Below are 19,711 nucleotides of genomic sequence, written 5' to 3' on the forward strand. Positions count from 1 at the left end.
CCGCAGGCTGCGCTGGCCTTTACGTACGCTGGAGATTTCCGGCGAGGCATAGGGCCAGCGCAGCCTGGCGGCAGCGGCTACAGGCGTTTTTCAGCGCAGTTTTTCCAGCATCCCGTAGTACCACATCCCCACCGCCAGCAACGGGTTGCCCAGCACATCGCCCATGGGCACCTTGATGTGCTGGCAGCCGGCAAAGGTGTCGAACTGCCTCAGGGTGCCGGTCATGGCGTTGGCCATGATCTCGCCCATGATGTGGCTGGTGGCGATGCCATGCCCCGAATAGCCCTGGCAGTACCAGACGTTGTCCGACAGCTTGCCCAGTTGCGGGATGCGGTTGACCACGATGCCCATGGCGCAACTCCACTCGAATTCGATGTCTACGCCCTGCAGGCGCGGGAAGGTGCGCTCGATGCATGGGCGCAGCTCGGCGGCGATGTCGCGCGAGTCCTTGCCGGAATAGTTGGCGCCGCCACCGAACAGCAGGCGGCCGTCGGCGGTCATGCGGTAGTAGTCCAGCACGAAGCGGCAGTCGTACACCGCCAGGTCCTGGGGGTTGAGCTGGCGCGCCAGTTCACCCAGCGGCCGGGTGGTGACGATGCCGCCCATGGCCGGGAAGATCTTGCCCTTGAGCTTGCCCGGTTCCAGCTTGTGGTAGACGTCGCCGGCCAGCAGCACTTGCCTGGCTTCTATGCGGCCGTTGGCGGTGACCACGGCAGGGCGCGGGCCATGGACAATGTCCAGCACCTCGCTGTGCTCGAACAGCAGCGCCCCCAGCGACTGCGCCGCGCGGGCCTCGCCCAGGCACAGGTTGAGCGGGTGCAGGTGCATGTTGCGGGTGTTCTTCAGGGCGCCCAGGTACAGCGGGCTGTCCAGATGCTGGCGCACGCCGGCCTGGTCCAGCAGCGTCACCTGGTCGCCCATGCCACGGGCCTGGGCTTCCTCCAGCGAGGCGCGCAGTTCGGTGAGGTGCGACGGCTTCATGGCCGCGTGCAGGTGGCCGTGCTTGAGGTCGCACTCAATGCCGTATTTCGCCACCCGCTGCTGGATGATCTCGTGCCCGCGCCAGCGCAGGTGCCAGATGAAATCATCCACCTCGGCGCCCAGCTTGCGGCGCATCTGCTTGCGCATGGCCTCGTCGCCGGAAAGGCTGCCGGTGACCTGGCCACCGTTGCGCCCGCTGGCGCCCCAGCCGATCTTGTGGGTGTCGAGCAGGGCGACCTTCAGGCCTTTTTCCGCCAGCTCCACGGCGGTGGCCACGCCGGTGAAGCCGCCGCCGATGATGGCCACGTCGACGCTATGGGTGCCCTGCAGCACCGGGAAGTCGGTTTCCTGGTTGAGGGTGGCGGTGTAGTAGGAGTTGATGCGTTGAGTCATGGGTAAGCGCTCTTTATGTGGGAGCTGGCTTGCCAGCGAGCTTTTGGTCCGCAAAAGCTCGCTGGCAAGCCAGCTCCCACATTTGATTTTTGATGAGGGGTCACGCGTTGGTCAGGTACCAGCGCCAATCCTGTTCGCCTACCTCGGCCATGAACTGCCGGTACTCGGCGCGCTTGACCGCCAGGTACACCTTGAGGAACGCATCGCCCAAGGCCTCGCGGGCCCATTCGGAACGCTCCAGGGCAGTCAGCGAGGTCAGCCAGTCAGTGGGCAGGAAGTGCGTAGCCTGGGCATAGCCGTTGCCCTGCACCGGCGCGCCAGGGTCGCGCTGCTGGCGAATGCCATCGTGAATGGCCGCCAGGATGGCCGCTGCGGCCAGGTACGGGTTGGCGTCGGCGCCGCAGATGCGGTGCTCGATGTGCCGGGTGTTGGCTGGCCCGCCCGGCACGCGCAGGCTGACGGTGCGGTTGTCGACGCCCCAGGTGGGCGCCAGGGGCGCGTAGCTGTTGGCCTGGAAGCGTCGGTAGGAATTGGCGTTGGGGCAGAACAGCAGCAGGCTGTCGAGCAGGTGGGCAAGCATGCCGCCCACCGACTGGCGCAGCAGCGGCGTGCCGGCCTTGTCCTCGCTGGCGTAGAGGTTGCGGCCGTCGGCGTCGGCCAGGCTGACGTGCATGTGCATGCCGGTGCCGGCCAGGTCATCGAAGGGCTTGGCCATGAAACAGGCCTGCATGCCGTGCTGGTGCGCCACGCCCTTGACGATGCGTTTGTAGCGCACCGCCTGGTCCATGGCCAACAGCGCGTCGCCGTGCTCCAGGGTGATCTCCACCTGGCCGGGGGCGTATTCGGAAATTGCCGTGCGTGCCGGGATGCCCTGCTGCTTGCAGGCGGCGTACAGGTCGGCGAGGAACGGCTCGATCTGCTCCAGCTCGCGCAGGCCGTACACCTGGGTGCTGCGCGGGCGGGCGCCGTCGGCGTCCAGCGCCGGTTGCGGGCGGCCGTTGGCGTCGCGCTTGGCATCGAGCAGGTAGAACTCCAGCTCGCAGGCCATTACCGGGTGCAAGCCGTCGGCCTTCAAGGCGTCGATCACCTTGACCAGCACATGGCGCGGGTCGGCCACGGTGGCGGGCAGGCCCTCGGTGGGGTGCATGCTGACCTGCACCGCCGCGGTCGGAATCTTGCGCCACGGCAGCGGCACCAGGCTGCCTTCCAGCGGGTAGGCGCGGCAGTCGATGTCGCCCACGTCCCACACCAGGCCGGAGTTTTCCACGTCATCGCCGTTCAGGGTCAGGCCCAGGATGGTGCTGGGCAGCGGCCGGCCGCTCTGGTACACGGCCAGCAGTTCATCGCGGTGCAGCAGCTTGCCGCGTGGCACGCCGTTGGCGTCGAGGATGAATAGTTCGAACATTTCAATATGCGGGTGTTGGTCCAGGAACGCCTGGGCCTGTTGCAGGGGGGCAAAATGCATGGGTGGGCTCTCGCTTGCGCACACGTGAACGGCCCGTCGCGGTGACGGGAGTACAAGGTTGGTCAGGCAGCGAGGGCGGCGTCCGGCGGGCGTGCGTGGCGGCAGTGCCACAGGGCCCAGAAGGCCAGGATCACGTTGAACAGCGGGTTCTCCCCGGGGCGCAGGCAGACGCTACGGCGCGGGGTGCGCGGTTCGGTGCTGGCGGGGGGAAGCGGGGTGGCGTTCATGGTGCCTGGATGGTTGCATGGTGGTCCGGGCGGTTAAATCGGGATTGTCGTACCTTCAGTACGGCTGACGCTAAACAATGTAGCCGCTGCCGCCAGGCTGCGCTGGCCCTGGCGTTCGCTGCAGATCTTCCGTGGGCACGATGGCCAGCGCAGCCTGTCGGCAGCGGCTACGGATTCGCGGTGGGATTAGGAATGAAGGGGCCAAATCTGCGACAATCCCGCCCATTCCTTTTGCCGCGTAGCCATTTGCGTACCTGATGACCGACCACAATCCCGTTATCGACACACTGTTCAAGAACCTCGACCAGGCCATGATCGGCGATCGCCATCGCCTGCGTCGGCAATTGCACGAGCTGCGCAAGAAGCCCGACGAGGTCAAGCTGGGGCAGTGGGTCGAGCGGGCGCAGGCGTCCATGGCCCAGGTCACCGCGCGCCGGCAGAGCGTGCCGACCATTCGCTACGACGACAGCCTGCCGATTGCCGCCAAGCGCGACGAGATCAAGAAGATCCTCGCCGAGCACCCGGTGCTGATCATCGCCGGCGAGACCGGCTCGGGCAAAACCACCCAGCTGCCCAAGATCTGCCTGGAGCTGGGCCGCGGCCAGCACGGCCTGATCGCCCATACTCAGCCCCGGCGGATCGCCGCCCGTAGCGTGGCCACCCGCGTGGCCGAGGAACTGGCCACGCCCCTGGGCGCGCTGGTGGGCTACCAGGTGCGGTTCGAGGACCAGAGCGACGCCAACACCCTGGTCAAGCTGATGACCGACGGCATCCTGCTGGCCGAGACCCAGCACGACCGCTTCCTGGAACGCTACGACACCATCATCGTCGACGAAGCCCACGAACGCAGCCTGAACATCGACTTCCTGCTGGGCTACCTGAAGACCCTGCTGCCGCGCCGCCCGGACCTGAAGGTGATCATCACCTCGGCGACCATTGACCTGGAGCGCTTCTCCAAGCACTTCGACGACGCGCCGATCATCGAAGTGTCGGGCCGCACCTACCCGGTGGACACCTGGTACCGGCCGCTGACCAGCGAGCAGGACGAGGAGGGCAACAGTGTCGAGGACGACCTCACCGTCGACCAGGCGATCATCGCCACCCTGGATGAAATTGCCGCGTTCGAGCGCAGCGAAGGCAAGCGGCCGGGCGACGTGCTGGTGTTCCTGCCGGGCGAGCGCGAGATTCGCGACGCCGCGGAAATGCTGCGCAAGGCCCAGCTCAAGCACACCGAGATTTTGCCGCTGTACGCGCGCCTGTCGCCGGCCGAGCAGCAGAAAATCTTCCAGAGCCACCCGGGCCGCCGCGTGGTGCTGGCGACCAACGTTGCCGAGACCTCGCTGACCGTGCCGGGCATCCGCTACGTGATCGACAGCGGCACCGCGCGCATCAGCCGCTACAGCTACCGCGCCAAGGTGCAGCGCCTGCCCATCGAGGCGGTGTCCCAGGCCAGCGCCAACCAGCGCAAGGGCCGCTGCGGGCGGGTGGAGCCGGGCATCTGCATTCGCTTGTACAGCGAAGAGGATTTCATCGCCCGCCCCGAATTCACCGACCCCGAGATCCTGCGCACCAACCTTGCCGCGGTGATTTTGCAGATGCTGCACCTGCGCCTGGGCGAGATCGACCAGTTCCCATTCATCGAGCCGCCGGATGGCAAGGCCATCACCGACGGCTTCAACCTGCTGCAGGAGCTGTCGGCGGTCAACCGCGAGAACCAGCTCACGCCGATTGGCCGCCAGCTGGCGCGCCTGCCGGTGGACCCGCGCATGGGCCGCATGCTGCTGGAAGCCGCCAAGCAGGGCAGCCTGCAGGAAGTGCTGATCATCGCCAGTGCGCTGTCGGTGCAGGACGTGCGCGAGCGCCCGCCCGAGCGCCAGCAAGCCGCCGACCAGGCCCACGCGCAGTGGAAAGACGCCGATTCCGACTTCGCCGCCCTGGTCAACCTGTGGCGCGGCTTTGAAGAGCAGCGCCAGGCCCTGACCGCCAGCCCGCTGCGCAACTGGTGCCGCAAGAACTTCCTCAACTACCTGCGCCTGCGCGAATGGCGCGATGCGCACCGGCAGTTGAGCCTGATCTGCCGCGACCTGCAGTTGACCATCAACAAGGAACCGGCCGACTACCCGAAATTCCACAAGGCGATTCTCTCCGGCCTGCTCAGCCAGATCGGCCAGAAGACCGAGGAAGGCGACTACCTGGGCGCCCGCCAGCGGCGTTTCTGGATTCACCCCTCGTCGGGCATCGGCAAGAAGCGCCCGCAGTGGCTGATGACTGCCGAGCTGATGGAAACCACCAAGCTGTACGCGCGCATGGTGGCCAAGATCGACGCCGACTGGATCGAGCCGCTGGCCGGCCACCTGATCAAGAAGAACCACTTCGAGCCCCATTGGGAGAAGAAGCGCGGCCAGGTGGTGGCGTACGAGCAGATCACCCTGTTCGGCCTCATCGTGGTCGGCCGCCGTCCCGTGCACTACGGGCCGGTGGACCCGGTGGTGTCGCGCGAGCTGTTTATCCGCGAAGGCCTGGTGCGTGGCGAGATCCAGTCGCGGGCCAAGTGCCTGGTGGCCAACCGCGAGCTGCTGGAGCAGCTGGACGCCCTGGAAGCCAAGGCGCGGCGCCGCGACATCCTCGCCGACGAGGAAACCCTGTACGCCTTCTATGACGCGCGGGTGCCGGCCGAGATCCACCAGACGGCGACCTTCGACCATTGGTACAAGACCGAGAGCCAGAAGAACCCGAAGCTGCTGATCATGCGCGAGGAAGACGTGCTGGCCCGCGAGGCCAGCGAAGTCACCGCCGGCCAGTACCCGGACACCCTGCGCCTGGGCGACCTGACCCTGGCCCTGAGCTACCACTTCGAGCCCAACCACCCCCGCGACGGTGTCACCGTGAGCGTGCCGGCGCCGTTGCTGCCGGCGCTGCCCAACGAGCGCCTGGAGTGGCTGGTGCCCGGCCTGCTGGAAGCCAAGTGCATCGCCCTGGTGCGTAACCTGCCCAAGGCCATCCGCAAGAACTTCGTGCCGGTGCCGGACTTTGTCCGCGCGGCGCTGGCGCGCATCACCTTCGGCGACGGCTCGCTGCCCCAGGCGCTGGGCCGCGAGCTGCTGCGCATGACCGGCGCGCGGGTCAGCGACGAGGCCTGGGCCGAGGCCGAGCAGCAGGTGGACAGCCACCTGCGCATGAACATCGAAGTGCTGGACGGCCAGGGCAAGTTCCTTGGCGAAGGCCGCGACCTGGCCGAACTGACTGCCCGCTTCGTGCAGGCCAGCCAGGCCGCCCTGGCGGCGCCGCAGTCGGCCAAGAGCCAGCAGCCCGTGGAGGCCAAGGCCTTCGCGGCCGTGGCCGAGACCACCCAGCAGAAGATCGCCGGGCTGTCGATGACCGTGTACCCGGCGCTGGTGGAAGAGAATGGCACCGTCAAGGAAGGCCGCTTCTCCACCGCTGCCGAAGCCGAATTCCAGCACCGCCGCGCGCTGCAGCGCCTGCTGTTGCAGCAATTGGCCGAGCCGGCCAAGTTCCTGCGTGGCAAGCTGCCGGGCCAGACCGAGCTGGGCCTGCTCTATCGCGAGCTGGGGCGCATCGAGGCGCTGGTGGAAGACATCCTGCTGGCCAGTCTCGATACCTGCATCCTTGAAGGCGAAGCCAGCCTGCCGCGCGACGGCGCTGGCCTGGCGGCGCTGGCGGAGCGCAAGCGCGGTGCCTGGGCCGAGCACGCCGAACGCCTGGCGCGCCAGACCCTGGACATCCTCAAGCTGTGGCATGGCCTGCAGAAGCGCTTCAAGGGCAAGATCGACCTGGCCCAGGCCGTGGCGCTCAACGACATCAAGGCGCAAATGAGCCAGCTGGTGTACCCCGGCTTCGTCCGGCAGACGCCGTCGGCCTGGCTCAAGGAGCTGCCGCGCTACCTCAAGGCCGTGGAAATGCGCCTGGAGAAGCTGGGCAGCCAGGTGCAGAAGGACCGCGTGTGGAGCATCGAGCTGGGCAACGTCTGGGCCCAGTACCAGGCGCGCCAGGCCAAGCATGCCCAGGAAGGCAAGCGCGACCCGGAGCTGGAGCTGTACCGCTGGCTGATCGAGGAATACCGCGTGTCGCTGTTCGCCCAGCAGCTGGGCACTAAAGTGCCGATCTCCGACAAGCGCCTGAGCAAACAGTGGAGCCAGGTAGAGGCCTGAAGCCAGGAGTGCCCTTTATCGTGAAAAGGGCACTTTTTCGGCAAATCTGGCACAATTGCCCATCGATTCGCCCGCGAAGCCAGGGTTGCCTGACCCCCTTCGCGCCCGTGGCAATACTTTTTGTAAATTGGTACTACAGTGCCATATTGACTGCGACTCACTCTGCCGCTGCCCCGCACCGGCTACCAATAATAGAGGAACGAGCGTGCATAACGTCGTCATCAGCGGCACCGGCCTGTACACACCGGCCGACAGCATCTCCAACGAAGAGCTGGTGCAGTCCTTCAACACCTGGGCGCACCAGTTCAACGCCGACAACGCCGCCGCCATCGAGCGTGGCGAGCTGGCCGCGCAGACCGAGTCCAGCGCCGCCTTCATCGAGAAGGCCTCGGGCATCAAGAGCCGCTTCGTCATGGACAAGGCCGGCATCCTCGACCCGCAGCGCATGAAGCCACGCCTGCCGGAGCGTTCCAACGACGAGCAGTCGATCCTCTGCCAGATGGCCGTGGCCGCGGCCGAGCAGGCGCTGCAACGCGCCGGCAAGACCGCCGCCGACATCGACGCGGTGATCGTCGCCTGCTCCAACCTGCAGCGCGCCTACCCGGCCGTGGCCATCGAAGTGCAGCAGGCGCTGGGCGTGCAGGGCTTCGGTTTCGACATGAACGTGGCCTGCTCCTCGGCGACCTTCGGCATCCAGACGGCCTACAACAGCGTGGCCCTGGGCCAGGCCCGCGCGGTGCTGGTGGTCAGCCCGGAGATCTGCACCGGCCACCTGAACTTCCGTGACCGCGACAGCCACTTCATCTTTGGCGACGCCGCCACCGCGGTGGTGGTCGAGCGTGCCGACCTGGCCACCTCGCCGCACCAGTTCGAGGTGGTCAGCACCAAGCTGCTGACCCAGTTCTCCAACAACATCCGCAACAACTTCGGCTTCCTCAACCGCGCGGCGGAGGAGGGCATCGGTGCGCCGGACAAGCTGTTCGTGCAGGAAGGCCGCAAGGTGTTCCGCGAGGTGTGCCCGATGGTGGCCGAGCTGATCGGCCAGCACCTGGGCGAGAACCGCATCGACGTCAACGACGTCAAGCGCTTCTGGCTGCACCAGGCCAACCTGAGCATGAACCACCTGATCGTCAAGAAGCTGCTGGGCCGCGAGGCCACTGAAGAAGAGGCACCGGTGATCCTCGACACCTACGCCAACACCAGCTCGGCGGGCTCGGTGATCGCCTTCCACAAGCACCAGGACGACCTGGGCAAGGGCTCGCTGGCGGTACTCAGCTCGTTTGGCGCTGGCTATTCCATCGGCAGCGTGATCCTGCGCAAGCTGTAACCCCTGCCGCTCGACCAAAACGCCACCGCAACGGTGGCGTTTTCATTTCTGTGGGAGCTGGCTTGCCAGCGAGTTTTTCGGGCGTCCCAAAAACTCGCTGGCAAGCCAGCTCCCACCGATTATGAAGGTGTCTTCATCTTCTGGGACAAATAGGTCGCCTGGAACCCCCGGTTTTACGTTTCAACATTAACTAATCTTCATTTCAAAAAGTTCCGCTGTCATCAAATCTTAATAAACGAGCCACCTCGCTGAAATATCCGCTGGTCAAGATGCCCTCCCATAAAGCTTGCCGGACTTGCGCCCGCATACCAGGCAGCGCCGCTGAAAAACTTAAAAAAGCAGTACTCAAAGGAGTAAATCAATGAACAAGTCCACCGTGGCCCTGACCATGGCTCTGGGTATCATGGCGCAGCAGGCTATGGCCGAAGGCTTTCTTGAAGACAGCAAGGCGACCCTGAAGCTGCGCAACTTCTACATCAACAACGACAACCGCGACTCGGGCACCGCCAAGAACGCCAACTACCAGTCCGAGTGGGGCCAAGGCTTCCAGCTGGACTTCCAGTCCGGCTACACCGCCGGCACCGTGGGCTTCGGCCTGGACGCCATCGGCCTGCTGGGCATCCGCCTGGACTCCGGCGCCGGTCGCCACGGCAACCCCACCGGTGCGCTGGACGGCGGCAACGTGTTCCCCAGCGACGGTGACCACGCCGTTGACGATTTCTCCAGCCTGGGCCTGACCGCCAAGGCCAAGATCTCCAAGACCGAGCTGAAACTGGGTACCCTGCTGCCCAAGCTGCCTGTCATCCAGTACAACGACAGCCGCCTGGTGCCACAAACCTTCCAGGGTGGCCAGATCACGTCCGGCGACATCAAGGACCTGACCCTGGTGGCCGGTCAGATCGAAAAGGTCAAGGACCGTAACTCCAGCAACAACGAAGACCTGTCCATCGGCGGCGCCAACGGCAGCGGCAACAGCAACACCGGTGGTCGCAGCAACAAGTTCATCTACGCCGGTGGCGACTACAAGATCACCAAGGACCTGCTGTTCCAGTACTACTACGGCAACCTGGATGACTTCTACAAGCAGCACTTCCTGGGCCTGGTACACAACTGGTCTATCGGCCCGGGCGTGTTGAAGTCGGACTTCCGCTACTTCAACAGCCGCGACGACGGCAAGGACGCCAACGACCCAACCTACTACAGCTCGGGCAACTACCTGGGCCAGGCCAGCGGCAAGGGCAAGGTCGACAACAACCTGTACAGCGCGCTGTTCCTCTATACCGTGGCCGGCCATACCTTTGGCGGCGGCTACCAGGTCAGCAACGGCGACAGCGACTTCCCGTGGCTGAACCAGGGCAACGGTTCGTCCAACTACACCATCACCGACGCCCAGATCCAGAAGTTCGGCCGTGCCGGCGAGCGCACCTGGCAGGCGCGCTACTCGTATGACTTCGCCGCGATCGGCTTCCCGGGCGCGACCGCTGGCGTGACCTACCTGCGTGGCAGCGACATCGACACCGTGACGGCGACTGGCGGCGTTGCAGGCAACAACCGCACCGAGTGGGAACGCGACATCACCCTGGCCTACGTGGTACCCGAAGGCACCTTCAAGGGCCTGGGCTTCACCTGGAAAAACGGCATGTGGCGCAACGACATCCCGGGCCAGCGCGACCAGGACGAGAACCGCGTGATCCTGAGCTACTCGATCCCGCTTCTGTAATTCGCTGAATGTGTAACCGCTTTTTCCTCATCCGTTAAAGCTCTCTCTTGCCCCGCCCAGTGCGGGGCTTTTTTTGCCCGTAGCAGCGGCCGCAGGCCGCGTCCCAGGCACCGGGGTCATCGACGCGGCCTGCGGCCGCTGCTACAGGTCAGGGCGCAACTATGGCATTCTTGCCCCTTCCAACGAGGGGATTGCCATGCCATTGCACGTCGCGCACAGCCTGGGTGAAGTCGCCGCCAGCGACTGGGACGCCTTGCTGCCCATCGACCAGCCATTCCTGCGCCACGCCTTCCTCAGCGCCCTGGAAGACAGCGGCAGCCTGGGCAAGCAGTCCGGCTGGCGTCCCGAACACCTGCTGCACATCGAGGACGGCACGCTGGTCGCGGCCATGCCCGCCTACCGCAAATGGCACTCCTACGGTGAATACGTGTTCGACCACGGCTGGGCCGACGCCTGCCGCCGCGCCGGCATCGACTATTACCCCAAGCTACTGTGCGCCGTGCCCTTCAGCCCGGTGGCCGGGCCGCGCCTGCTGGGCAGCGGCCAGGCGTTGCTGCAGGCGTTGCCGGGGTATGTGGAGGTGGAAGCGCTGTCTGGCGCCCACATCAACTTCACCGACCCGGCGCTGGATGCGCTGATCGCCGACCAGCCCGGCTGGCTGGAGCGCCTGGGCTGCCAGTACCACTGGCACAACCGCGGCTACCGCGACTTCCAGGACTTCCTCGACGGCCTGGCCTCGCGCAAGCGCAAGCAGATGCGCAAGGAACGCGAGCAGGTGGCCGGGCAGGGATTCGAGTTCGACTGGCGCGAGGGCAATGGCCTCACCGAAGCCGAGTGGGACTTCGTCTACGCCTGCTACGCCAACACCTACGCAGTACGGCGCCAGGCCCCTTACCTGACGCGCACCTTCTTCAGCCTGCTGGCCGAACGCATGCCCGAGTCAATCCGCGTGGTCTTCGCCCGCCAGGCCGGCAGGGCGGTGGCCATGGCCTTCAGCCTGGTGGGCGGCGACACCTTGTACGGCCGCTACTGGGGCTGCCTGGCCGAATTCGACCGCCTGCACTTCGAGACCTGCTTTTACCAGGGCATGGACTACGCCATCGCCCAGGGCTTCCAGCGCTTCGACGCCGGGGCGCAGGGCGAGCACAAGCTGATTCGCGGGTTCGAGCCGGTGATTACCCGGTCGTGGCATTACCTCAGCCATCCGGGGCTAAAGAACGCAGTAGCGGAGTTCCTCCACGAAGAGCGCGCCGGGGTCAGGGCATACGCCGAAGAGGCGCGGGCGGCGCTACCCTATCGCCAGCCAGACACCCCGTAGCAGCCGCCGAAGGCGGCGTCCCACCTCAATCGATCCCTACGAACCCACCCGTCTGGTGGTGCCACAACCGCGCATACAACCCCTGGTGCGCCAACAGCTCCTTGTGGCTGCCCAGCTCGACGATGCGGCCTTTCTCCAGCACCACCAGCCGGTCCATCTTGGCGATGGTGGACAGGCGGTGGGCGATGGCGATCACGGTCTTGCCCTGCATCAGGGTTTCCAGGCTTTCCTGGATCGCCGCTTCCACTTCCGAGTCCAGCGCCGAGGTGGCTTCGTCCATGATCAGGATGGGCGCGTTTTTCAGCAGCACCCGGGCGATGGCGATGCGCTGGCGTTGGCCGCCGGACAGTTTCACGCCGCGCTCGCCCACGTGGGCGTCCAGGCCAGTGCGGCCCTGGGCGTCGGACAGGTGCGGGATGAACTCGTCGGCGCGCGCTTTCACCACCGCGTCCCACAGTTGCGCCTCGCTGGCGCCGGGGCGGCCGTACAGCAGGTTGTCGCGGATGGAACGGTGCAGCAGCGAGGTGTCCTGGGTGATCATGCCGATCTGCGCACGCAGGCTTTCCTGGCTGACGTGGGCAATGTCCTGGCCGTCGATGAGAATGCGCCCGCCGGGCAGGTCGTAGAGGCGCAGCAGCAGGTTGACCAGGGTGGACTTGCCCGCGCCGGAGGGGCCGATCAGGCCGATCTTCTCGCCGGGGCGGATGTCCAGGGTCAGGCTCTCGATGATCTTGCTGCCCTTGCCGTAGTGGAAGTCGACGTTGTCGAAACGCGCCGCGCCGCGGTCCACCTTCAGCTTGGGCGCGTTCTTGGCGTCGGTGACGCTGACCGGCTGGGCGATGGTCTGCAGGCCGTCCTGGACCATGCCGATGTTCTCGAAGATGCCGTTGACCACCCACATGATCCAGCCGGACATGTTGACGATGCGAATCACCAGGCCGGTGGCCAGGGCGATGGCGCCGACCGAGATCAGCGACTGGGTCCACAACCACAGGGCCAGGCCCGTGGTGCCGACGATCAGCAGGCCGTTGAGGGTGGTGATGGCCACGTCCATGCTGGTGATGACGCGGCTGGCCAGCTGGGATTTTTCCGTCTGCTCGCTGATGGCCTCGCGGGCGTAGCGCTGTTCCATGTTGGTGTGGGCGAACAGCTTCAGGGTGGCGATGTTGGTGTAGCCGTCGACGATGCGGCCCATCAGCTTGGAGCCGGCATCGGAGGAGATCACCGAGCGCTCCTTCACCCGCGGCACGAAGTAGTAGAGGGCAACGATGTAGGCAAGGATCCAGCTGATCAGCGGGATCATCAGGCGCCAGTCCGCCTCGGCGAACAGGATCAACGAGCTGATGGCGTAGATCAGCACGTGCCAGAGCGCGTCCACCGCCTGCACCGCCGAGTCACGCAGGGCGTTGCCGGTCTGCATGATGCGCTGGGCGATGCGCCCGGCGAAGTCGTTCTGGAAGAAATTCAGGCTCTGCTTGAGCACGTAGTTGTGGTTCTGCCAGCGGATCATGCTGGTCATGCCCGGGCTGATGGTCTGGTGCACCAGCAGGTCGTGCAGGCCCACGAAAATCGGCCGGAGCACCAGGGCCACCACGGCCATCCACGTCAGTTCCAGGCCGTGGTCAGTAAAGAAGTGCACGTTGGGCGTGCCCTGGGCCAGGTCGATGATGCGGCTGAGGTAGCTGAACAACGCCACCTCGATCAGCGCACCCACCAGCCCCACCACCAGCAGGGCGGCGAAGCTGGGCCAGACCTGGCGCAGGTAGTACACGTAGAAGGCCAGCACCCGGGTGGGTGGCGACTCGGTGGGCGCCTCACGGAAGATATCGATCCATTTTTCGAAACGGCGGTAAAGCATGGGGCGAAAACTCCTGTGCTGGGCCTGGCCTTCGGGCCAGGCCGTCAGTCGACGCGCTTGGCCGACTTGATCAGAATGGGGTCGGCAGGCACGTCTTGCATGCCACCTTTGCTGGTGGTCTGCACGTGGACGATCTGGTCGACCACGTCCATGCCGCTGACCACCTTGCCGAACACGGCGTAGCCGAAGTCGCGGTTGCCGTGGTCGAGCATGGCGTTGTCGTTGACGTTGATGAAGAACTGGCTGGTGGCCGAGTCAACCACGCTGGTGCGCGCCATCGACAGGGTGCCACGCACGTTCTTCAGGCCGTTCTCGGCTTCGTTCTTGATCGGGTCGCGGGTTTCCTTCTCGGTCATCTGCGGGGTGAAGCCGCCGCCCTGCACCATGAAGCCGGGGATCACGCGGTGGAAGATGGTGTTGTTGTAGAAGCCGCTGTCCACGTAGGCCAGGAAGTTCTTGCTGCTGATGGGGGCCTTGACCATGTCCAGTTCGATTTCCACCTTGCCGAAGCTGGTGTCCATCAGCACGTGGGGGTGCTGGGCGTCGGCGGCCATCAGCTGGCTGGCGAACATCAGGGAGCAGGCGGCGAGGGCGATTTTTTTCAGCATGGGACTCGTTGATCCTTGGGGGTGGAGGACACTGTGGCGAGGAAGTCCTTGAGTGTCCGGTTGAATAGTTCGGGTTGGTCCAGGGGCGTAGCGTGCCGCGAATTGGCAATGACCGCCAGTTTTGCGTTGGGCATCAGCTTGATGTACTGCTCCTTGAGCGCCACCGGGGTGTAGTCGCGGTCGGCGCTGATGATCAAGGTGGGACAGCGGATCTGCCCGATGCGTTCCTGCACGCCCCAGCCAACGATGGCGTTGAAGCTGGCGATATAGGCGCGCTTGTCGTTGTGGGCCCAGCGCTCGCTGATTTTGCGCCGCAGCTCGGCCTGTTCGGGCAGCGGGAAGAGTTTCCCGCCCAGGCCCTTGCCGATGGCGCCCATGCTCACCAGGTGCATCAGGCCCCAGCGCTTGAACCACTGCCAGTAGTCGTCGGGCTTGCGCAGCTTGACCTCGGGCGCGGCGTTGACGATGGTCAGGCTCTTGAGCAGGGCGGGGTAGTCGACGGCCATCTGGAAGCCGGTCATGCCGCCCATGGACAGGCCCACGTAGTGCACCGGGCCGGTGCCCAGGCGCTCCAGCAGCGCCGCCAGGTCGGCGGCGAAACCTTCGATGCTGTAGCGTTCATGGGGCTTGTCGGAGCGGCCGTGGCCGCGCAGGTCCACCACGATGACGCGGTAGTGGGGCGCCAGTTCGGGTACCTGGTATTCCCAGTCCGGGGCGCTGGAACCCAGGCCGTGGACCAGCAGCAGGGGTTCGCCCTGGCCGTATTCTTCGTAGTGCAGTGCGCAACCGTCGTGTTCGAAAAAGGCCATGGGCGACTCCTGTCAGGCTTGTTGAGGGGCGGCGAAGGGCGCATCCAGGGGCGCGGTGTCGAACTGGCGCAGCAGTTCCACGAGGATCTGCGTGGCCGGGCCCAGGGGTTTGTCCTTATTGGAGTAAAGGTAGAAGGTGGGGTGGCGGCTGCCACCCTGTTCCAGTTTCAGTGGCTTGAGCAGGCCTTCGCGCAGCTCGCGCTCGATCAGGTGCCGTGGCAGCCAGGCAAAGCCCAGGCCGCTGCCGACGAAGGTGGCGGCGGTGCCCAGGCTGCCCACGGTCCAGCGCTGCTCGGCGCCCAGCCAGCCGACGTCGCGGGGCTGGTGGCGGCCGCTGTCGCGGATCACCACCTGCAACTGGCTTTCCAGGTCCTGGAAACTCAGCTCGCGGTTGAGGCGGTGCAGGGCATGGTCCGGGCTGGCGACGGCGACGAATTCCACGGCGCTCATTTCCGTGCCCAGGTAGCCGGGGATGCTGTAGCTGCTGATGGCCAGGTCAGCCACGCCTTCGGTCAGCACCTCGTCGACCCCCGACAACACCTCCTCGCGCAGGCGCACCCGGCAGCCGCGGCTCTGCGGCATGAACGCGGTCAGCGCGCGCACCAGGCGGGCGCTGGGGTAGGCGGCGTCCACCACCAGGCGCACCTCGGCCTCCCAGCCCTGTTCCATGTGGTGGGCCAGGTCTTCCAGCTGGCTGGCGTTCTTCACCAACTGCCGCGAGCGGCGCAGCAGCACGCCGCCGGCCTCGGTGAGCACGGCCTTGCGCCCGTCGATGCGCAACAGCGGCACGCCCAGTTGGTCCTGCATGCGCGCCACGGTGTAGCTGACCGACGACTGGGAACGGTGCAGGGCTTCGGCGGCCTGGGCGAAACCGCCATGGTCGACCACTGCCTGCAAGGTTCGCCACTGATCCAGGGTAACGCGGGGCGCTTTCATCATCGGCTCCTGATGTCCTAAGCTGGCAATTCCCTATTGGAGACTGCCGAATGAAAAGTTGCTGTGCGCTCTTGCTGACGCTGTTGCCCGTGGCTGCCTTCGCCTACCCCATCGAGGTGGAAAAACACCTGGCGGGTACCGAAATCTCCTACACCACTTATGACACCGCCGGTGACATGGGTTCGATCGACCTGCGCAACGACGGGCCGGAAGCCGCGGAATGCACCGTGGTGTTCCGCAACGGCCCCGAATCCCCGCGCACCCGCAAGGTGCGGGTGGAGCCTGGGCAGACCGCCAGCGCCTTGCAGCGCTTCAACCGCGACATTCTCAAGTTGCGCCTGACGATCACCTGCAAGCCAGCCTGAACGCATGGGAAATAGAGTAGAGGAACGGCTTGGTAAATCAACTTAATTGATAGGTTGAAGCGGTTTTTTGCGCTTTTTTATCAACTATTCCCGCTCTAACATGGCCTCCATCAACTCAGCGCACCTGATTGGAGGCCAAGCCCATGTCCCGCGTACAGATCATCGAAAGCAGCGCCCGCAAAGACGGTTCCATCTCGCGCCAGCTCACTGCGCAGTTCATTGACCAGTGGCAGTCGGCCCACCCGGCGGACGTCATCAGCGTGCGCGACCTGGCCACTGACCCGGTGCCGCACCTGGACGCCGACCTGCTGGGTGGCTGGATGAAGCCCGAGGCCCAGCGCAGCGCCGAGGAACTGCAGGCCCTGGCCCGCTCCAACGCGCTGACCGAGGAAGTGCTGGCTGCCGACGTGCTGGTGCTGGCCGCGCCCATGTACAACTTCGCCATCCCCAGCACCCTCAAGGCCTGGCTCGACCACGTGCTGCGCGCCGGGGTGACCTTCAAGTACACCGAGACCGGCCCCCAGGGCCTGCTCACCGGCAAGCGCGCCATCGTGCTGACCGCCCGCGGCGGCATCTACGCCGGCAGCAGCGCTGACCACCAGGAACCCTACCTGCGCCAGGTGCTGGCCTTCATCGGCATCCACGACGTGCAGTTCATTCATGCCGAGGGCATGAACCTGGGTGGCGATTTCAGCGAGAAAGGCCTGAACCAGGCCAAGGCGCTGGTGGCCCAGGTGGCTTGATTCATCGATTGATTGCTCCTTTTTCTGCACTTCCCGCTCCTTGGTGCTTCAACCCGGCCGCGTCCCCCACGCGTGCCGGGTTTTTTTATTGCCCGCATTCCACGCAGGCCTGTAGCCGCTGCCGCCAGGCTGCGCTGGCCTACATGAACCCTGCCGATGTGCAGCGAGGCACAGGGCCAGCGCAGCCTGCGGCAGCGGCTACGGGGCGCCGTCGCGACCCCGTGGGTTGCCCCGTGCCGGGCAATTGATTAAGGTCGCCGCCTCACGCAAGGGGCACCCATGGGCTATCTACTTCTCGTCACACTGATTCAGGCATATTCCTTCAACCTCATCGGCGTCTACCTGGCTGGCCACGTGGACAGCTATTTCGCCGTGCTGGCGCGCGTCATCATTGCCGGCCTGGTGTTCATTCCGCTAAGCCGCTGGCGCGGCATGGCGCCGGGGTTCGTGCGCTCGATGCTGCTGATTGGCGCGCTGCAGTTCGGCGTCACCTACGTGTGCCTGTACCTGAGCTTCCGCGTGCTGACCGTGCCCGAGGTGCTGCTGTTCACCATCCTCACGCCGTTGCACGTGACCCTGATCGAAGACGCCCTCAACCGCCGCTTCAACCCTTGGGCGCTGCTGGCGGCGCTGGTGGCAGTAGCGGGCGCGGCGATCATCCGCTTCGACCGCATCGCCCCGGACTTCTTCATGGGCTTCCTGCTGCTGCAACTGGCCAACTTCACCTACGCCGCCGGCCAGGTGCTGTACAAGCGGCTGGTGGCGCGCTACCCCAGCGACGAGCCGCAGTACCGCCGCTTCGGCTACTTCTTCGTCGGCGCGTTGCTGGTGGCGTTGCCGGCGTTCCTGGCGTTCGGCAACCCCCAGCACCTGCCACAGGACCCGACCCAGTGGGGCGTGCTGGTGTTCCTCGGCCTGGTAGCCACGGCGCTGGGCATGTACGCCTGGAACAAGGGCGCCAGCCAGGTCAACGGCGGCACCCTGGCGGTGATGAACAACCTGCACATCCCCACCGGGCTGCTGATGAACCTGTTGTTCTGGAACCACAGCGAGCCCCTGGGCCGCCTGGCGCTGGGCGGCGCGGTGATACTGGCGTCGCTGTGGATCAGCCGCCGTGGCGCGGGTGAACCTGCAGGAACGTGACAATGGACAAGGTCGACAAGCAGATCATCGCTGCGTTGAAGGAAGACGCCAGGGTCAGCCTGGCGCAGCTGGCGCGGCAGGTGCACAAGTCGCGCACGGCGGTGGAGGCACGGGTACAGAAGCTGGTCGACAGCGGCGTCATCCTCGGCTTCACCATCAACGTCGCCGAAGACGACAAGGGTGACCAGAGCGCTTTCCTGATGCTGCAACTGGAGGGCAACAGCTGCCACCTGGTGTTCCCGCAGCTCCAGGCGCACGCGCAGATCATCCATGCCTACTCGCTGTTCGGCGATACCGACATGCTGTTGCAGGTCAGCTATCGCAGCTTCGAAGAGCTGATGGCGCTCAAGGGCCAGATCCTGGCCCTGGAGCAGGTGCGGGACGTGGTCATCAACCCGGTGCTCACCGCCTGGCGCTGAGGCCTCAGTGGCCCCATAGGAAGGCGCGCAGCTGTTCAGCGCTGCGGTCCAGTTGGTCCGGGTCGTCGTGGCTCAGCCAGAACAGCCCCGGGCAGGTGGCGAAGTCGAGGGTGGCGGGCAGCGCGCTGCCTGGGCTGACGAAGTAGCGGTGGCCGCCGTAGCCGGGCACCGTGGCCGCGGCGCGTTCGTTGCCGGGGCCTTGGAAGGTGCCCGGCCGGTCGGTCCAGAAGAAGCCGATGCGGCCGTGCCGGGCCTGCCGCGAGTAGCCGGGCCCGGCAGGCGCGGGGCGGCCCAGGTAGCTGTCGACGGCCAGCGACAACAGGTCGGGTTGGTACACCTGCTGGAACAGCTGTGGGGCAATGCCGCCGTGCAGGCGCGCGCCGGCCTCGATCATCACCGGGCCGTCTTTCGCCCAGATGATCTCCATGTGCAGCGGCCCGACTGCCACGTCCAGCGCGGCGGCGGCCTGGCGGGCGTAGGCCAGCAGCGGCGCCAGCGCCTCGTCCGCCGGGTCCAGGGTGTCGAGGCTGTCGTAGACGACGGGGCTGCCGTTGCGCCGGATCTTGGTGTATCGGCACACCGAGGCGATATGGTACTGGCCACTGAACGCGACCATGTCGACCACGTATTCCGGGCCGCTGATGAACGGCTGCAGCACAAACCCCAGGTTGGTTTCCCCCAGGTCGTTCTTCTGCTCCCACCCGGCGCTGCCCAGGGCCTGGGCCACCGCCTCGCGGCCCGTGGCAAACACCACCCCCTGGGAGGCGGCGGAATTGATGGGCTTGACCACGTACTGGCGCCCGTCAGCCACGGCCTCCAGCGCCTGCGCGATCTGCCGTGGGCGGGTTACCAGGCGGGTCGGGATGTGGGTCACACCGCGCTGTTCCAACGCCTGCTGCATGATGTATTTGTTGCGCCGCGCGCCACTGGTGACGGGGCTGTTGCCCCGCAGGCCAAGTTGCTTGGCGAGGCGGTCGGTAAGATGGATGGCAGTCTCGCAGCCGGCGATCACCGCCTGCACACCCAAGGCGTCGAGGAAGTGTGCGGCCTCGGGGCTCCAGTCCAGCACATGGGTGAAATGCCCGGGCACCAGGTCCTGGGTAAAGTGCGCTGGCAGGTTGGGGCGGGAAATGATGGCGATGCAGCTTAGGCCAAGGGTATTGAGCAGCGGTGCGTAGAGCTTGCCGGTGGAAAACGGGTCGACGATCACAACATAACTCATGGGCGCAG

The 19,711-nt window shown here is 65.7% G+C and carries 16 protein-coding genes; 8 read left to right on the forward strand and 8 right to left on the reverse strand.

The window, feature by feature from the left end; all coding sequences use genetic code 11:
• Positions 1-90 precede the first annotated feature (90 nt).
• From RAM80_RS24080 to RAM80_RS24090, 3 genes are all read right to left on the reverse strand, one after another.
• Entirely contained in the window at positions 91-1,374 is a 1,284-nt protein-coding gene (locus RAM80_RS24080) for an NAD(P)/FAD-dependent oxidoreductase (RefSeq protein WP_416422913.1), read from the reverse strand.
• Between the two features lie 100 nt (positions 1,375-1,474).
• Positions 1,475-2,839 (reverse strand): glutamine synthetase family protein, encoded by a 1,365-nt coding sequence (locus tag RAM80_RS24085; protein ID WP_416422914.1) that lies wholly within the window; start codon positions 2,837-2,839, stop codon positions 1,475-1,477.
• 62 nt (positions 2,840-2,901) lie between these two features.
• Positions 2,902-3,066, reverse strand: coding sequence for a hypothetical protein (locus RAM80_RS24090; protein WP_416422915.1), 165 nt, complete (start codon positions 3,064-3,066; stop codon positions 2,902-2,904).
• Between the two features lie 257 nt (positions 3,067-3,323).
• Between RAM80_RS24090 and hrpA the strand changes: the two genes are divergently transcribed.
• From hrpA to RAM80_RS24110, 4 genes are all read left to right on the forward strand, one after another.
• Positions 3,324-7,235: an ATP-dependent RNA helicase HrpA gene (gene hrpA / locus RAM80_RS24095; protein WP_416422916.1), complete on the forward strand. Its 3,912-nt coding sequence runs from the start codon at positions 3,324-3,326 to the stop codon at positions 7,233-7,235.
• 205 nt (positions 7,236-7,440) lie between these two features.
• On the forward strand, positions 7,441-8,562 hold the full coding sequence (locus RAM80_RS24100) for a beta-ketoacyl-ACP synthase III (protein ID WP_416422917.1): 1,122 nt from the start codon (positions 7,441-7,443) through the stop codon (positions 8,560-8,562).
• Between the two features lie 361 nt (positions 8,563-8,923).
• The gene (locus tag RAM80_RS24105; RefSeq protein WP_416422918.1) at positions 8,924-10,282 is read left to right on the forward strand and encodes an OprD family porin; all 1,359 of its coding nucleotides are present in this window, start codon (positions 8,924-8,926) and stop codon (positions 10,280-10,282) included.
• A 196-nt stretch (positions 10,283-10,478) separates the two neighbouring features.
• A complete protein-coding gene (locus tag RAM80_RS24110) occupies positions 10,479-11,600 on the forward strand; it encodes a GNAT family N-acetyltransferase (RefSeq protein ID WP_416422919.1) in 1,122 nt (373 codons plus the stop codon).
• Positions 11,601-11,625: 25 nt separating this feature from the next.
• On the opposite strand, the gene RAM80_RS24115 is transcribed toward RAM80_RS24110, so the two are convergent.
• From RAM80_RS24115 to RAM80_RS24130, 4 genes are read right to left on the reverse strand one after another with little or no spacing between them, the layout of a single operon-like run.
• Positions 11,626-13,458: an ABC transporter ATP-binding protein gene (locus RAM80_RS24115; protein WP_416422920.1), complete on the reverse strand. Its 1,833-nt coding sequence runs from the start codon at positions 13,456-13,458 to the stop codon at positions 11,626-11,628.
• Positions 13,459-13,502: 44 nt separating this feature from the next.
• On the reverse strand, positions 13,503-14,066 hold the full coding sequence (locus tag RAM80_RS24120) for a peptidylprolyl isomerase (RefSeq protein WP_416422921.1): 564 nt from the start codon (positions 14,064-14,066) through the stop codon (positions 13,503-13,505).
• A complete protein-coding gene (locus RAM80_RS24125) occupies positions 14,060-14,875 on the reverse strand; it encodes an alpha/beta fold hydrolase (RefSeq protein WP_416422922.1) in 816 nt (271 codons plus the stop codon). The genes RAM80_RS24120 and RAM80_RS24125 overlap by 7 nt, the downstream gene beginning before the upstream one ends.
• Before the next feature lie 12 nt (positions 14,876-14,887).
• The gene (locus RAM80_RS24130; protein WP_416422923.1) at positions 14,888-15,811 is read right to left on the reverse strand and encodes a LysR family transcriptional regulator; all 924 of its coding nucleotides are present in this window, start codon (positions 15,809-15,811) and stop codon (positions 14,888-14,890) included.
• 50 nt (positions 15,812-15,861) lie between these two features.
• On the opposite strand from RAM80_RS24130, the gene RAM80_RS24135 reads away from it, so the two are divergent.
• The 4 genes from RAM80_RS24135 to RAM80_RS24150 all read left to right on the forward strand — a co-directional run bounded on the left by RAM80_RS24135 (position 15,862) and on the right by RAM80_RS24150 (position 18,481).
• Complete coding sequence (locus RAM80_RS24135) at positions 15,862-16,176, forward strand: 3-phosphoglycerate kinase (protein WP_416422924.1); 315 nt, start codon at positions 15,862-15,864, stop codon at positions 16,174-16,176.
• Between the two features lie 143 nt (positions 16,177-16,319).
• Positions 16,320-16,919 carry an FMN-dependent NADH-azoreductase gene (locus RAM80_RS24140; RefSeq protein ID WP_416422925.1) on the forward strand — a complete coding sequence of 200 codons (600 nt, stop codon included), beginning with the start codon at positions 16,320-16,322 and terminating at the stop codon, positions 16,917-16,919.
• Positions 16,920-17,198: 279 nt separating this feature from the next.
• Positions 17,199-18,062 carry a carboxylate/amino acid/amine transporter gene (locus RAM80_RS24145; protein WP_416422926.1) on the forward strand — a complete coding sequence of 288 codons (864 nt, stop codon included), beginning with the start codon at positions 17,199-17,201 and terminating at the stop codon, positions 18,060-18,062.
• Between the two features lie 2 nt (positions 18,063-18,064).
• Positions 18,065-18,481: an Lrp/AsnC family transcriptional regulator gene (locus RAM80_RS24150; protein ID WP_416422927.1), complete on the forward strand. Its 417-nt coding sequence runs from the start codon at positions 18,065-18,067 to the stop codon at positions 18,479-18,481.
• Between the two features lie 4 nt (positions 18,482-18,485).
• On the opposite strand, the gene RAM80_RS24155 is transcribed toward RAM80_RS24150, so the two are convergent.
• A complete protein-coding gene (locus tag RAM80_RS24155) occupies positions 18,486-19,703 on the reverse strand; it encodes an ATP-grasp domain-containing protein (protein ID WP_416422928.1) in 1,218 nt (405 codons plus the stop codon).
• Positions 19,704-19,711 lie beyond the last annotated feature (8 nt).

The organism is Pseudomonas sp. App30 (assembly GCF_047947025.1).
GTDB lineage: Bacteria > Pseudomonadota > Gammaproteobacteria > Pseudomonadales > Pseudomonadaceae > Aquipseudomonas.

Excerpts from the sequence above, each read along its gene's own strand:
- RAM80_RS24080 (WP_416422913.1), bottom strand. The coding sequence starts at position 1,374 with ATGACTCAACGCATCAACTCCTACTACACCGCCACCCTCAACCAGGAA.
- RAM80_RS24085 (WP_416422914.1), bottom strand. The coding sequence starts at position 2,839 with ATGCATTTTGCCCCCCTGCAACAGGCCCAGGCGTTCCTGGACCAACAC.
- RAM80_RS24090 (WP_416422915.1), bottom strand. The coding sequence starts at position 3,066 with ATGAACGCCACCCCGCTTCCCCCCGCCAGCACCGAACCGCGCACCCCG.
- hrpA (WP_416422916.1), top strand. The coding sequence starts at position 3,324 with ATGACCGACCACAATCCCGTTATCGACACACTGTTCAAGAACCTCGAC.
- RAM80_RS24105 (WP_416422918.1), top strand. The coding sequence starts at position 8,924 with ATGAACAAGTCCACCGTGGCCCTGACCATGGCTCTGGGTATCATGGCG.
- RAM80_RS24110 (WP_416422919.1), top strand. The coding sequence starts at position 10,479 with ATGCCATTGCACGTCGCGCACAGCCTGGGTGAAGTCGCCGCCAGCGAC.
- RAM80_RS24115 (WP_416422920.1), bottom strand. The coding sequence starts at position 13,458 with ATGCTTTACCGCCGTTTCGAAAAATGGATCGATATCTTCCGTGAGGCG.
- RAM80_RS24120 (WP_416422921.1), bottom strand. The coding sequence starts at position 14,066 with ATGCTGAAAAAAATCGCCCTCGCCGCCTGCTCCCTGATGTTCGCCAGC.
- RAM80_RS24125 (WP_416422922.1), bottom strand. The coding sequence starts at position 14,875 with ATGGCCTTTTTCGAACACGACGGTTGCGCACTGCACTACGAAGAATAC.
- RAM80_RS24130 (WP_416422923.1), bottom strand. The coding sequence starts at position 15,811 with ATGAAAGCGCCCCGCGTTACCCTGGATCAGTGGCGAACCTTGCAGGCA.
- RAM80_RS24135 (WP_416422924.1), top strand. The coding sequence starts at position 15,862 with ATGAAAAGTTGCTGTGCGCTCTTGCTGACGCTGTTGCCCGTGGCTGCC.
- RAM80_RS24140 (WP_416422925.1), top strand. The coding sequence starts at position 16,320 with ATGTCCCGCGTACAGATCATCGAAAGCAGCGCCCGCAAAGACGGTTCC.
- RAM80_RS24145 (WP_416422926.1), top strand. The coding sequence starts at position 17,199 with ATGGGCTATCTACTTCTCGTCACACTGATTCAGGCATATTCCTTCAAC.
- RAM80_RS24150 (WP_416422927.1), top strand. The coding sequence starts at position 18,065 with ATGGACAAGGTCGACAAGCAGATCATCGCTGCGTTGAAGGAAGACGCC.
- RAM80_RS24155 (WP_416422928.1), bottom strand. The coding sequence starts at position 19,703 with ATGAGTTATGTTGTGATCGTCGACCCGTTTTCCACCGGCAAGCTCTAC.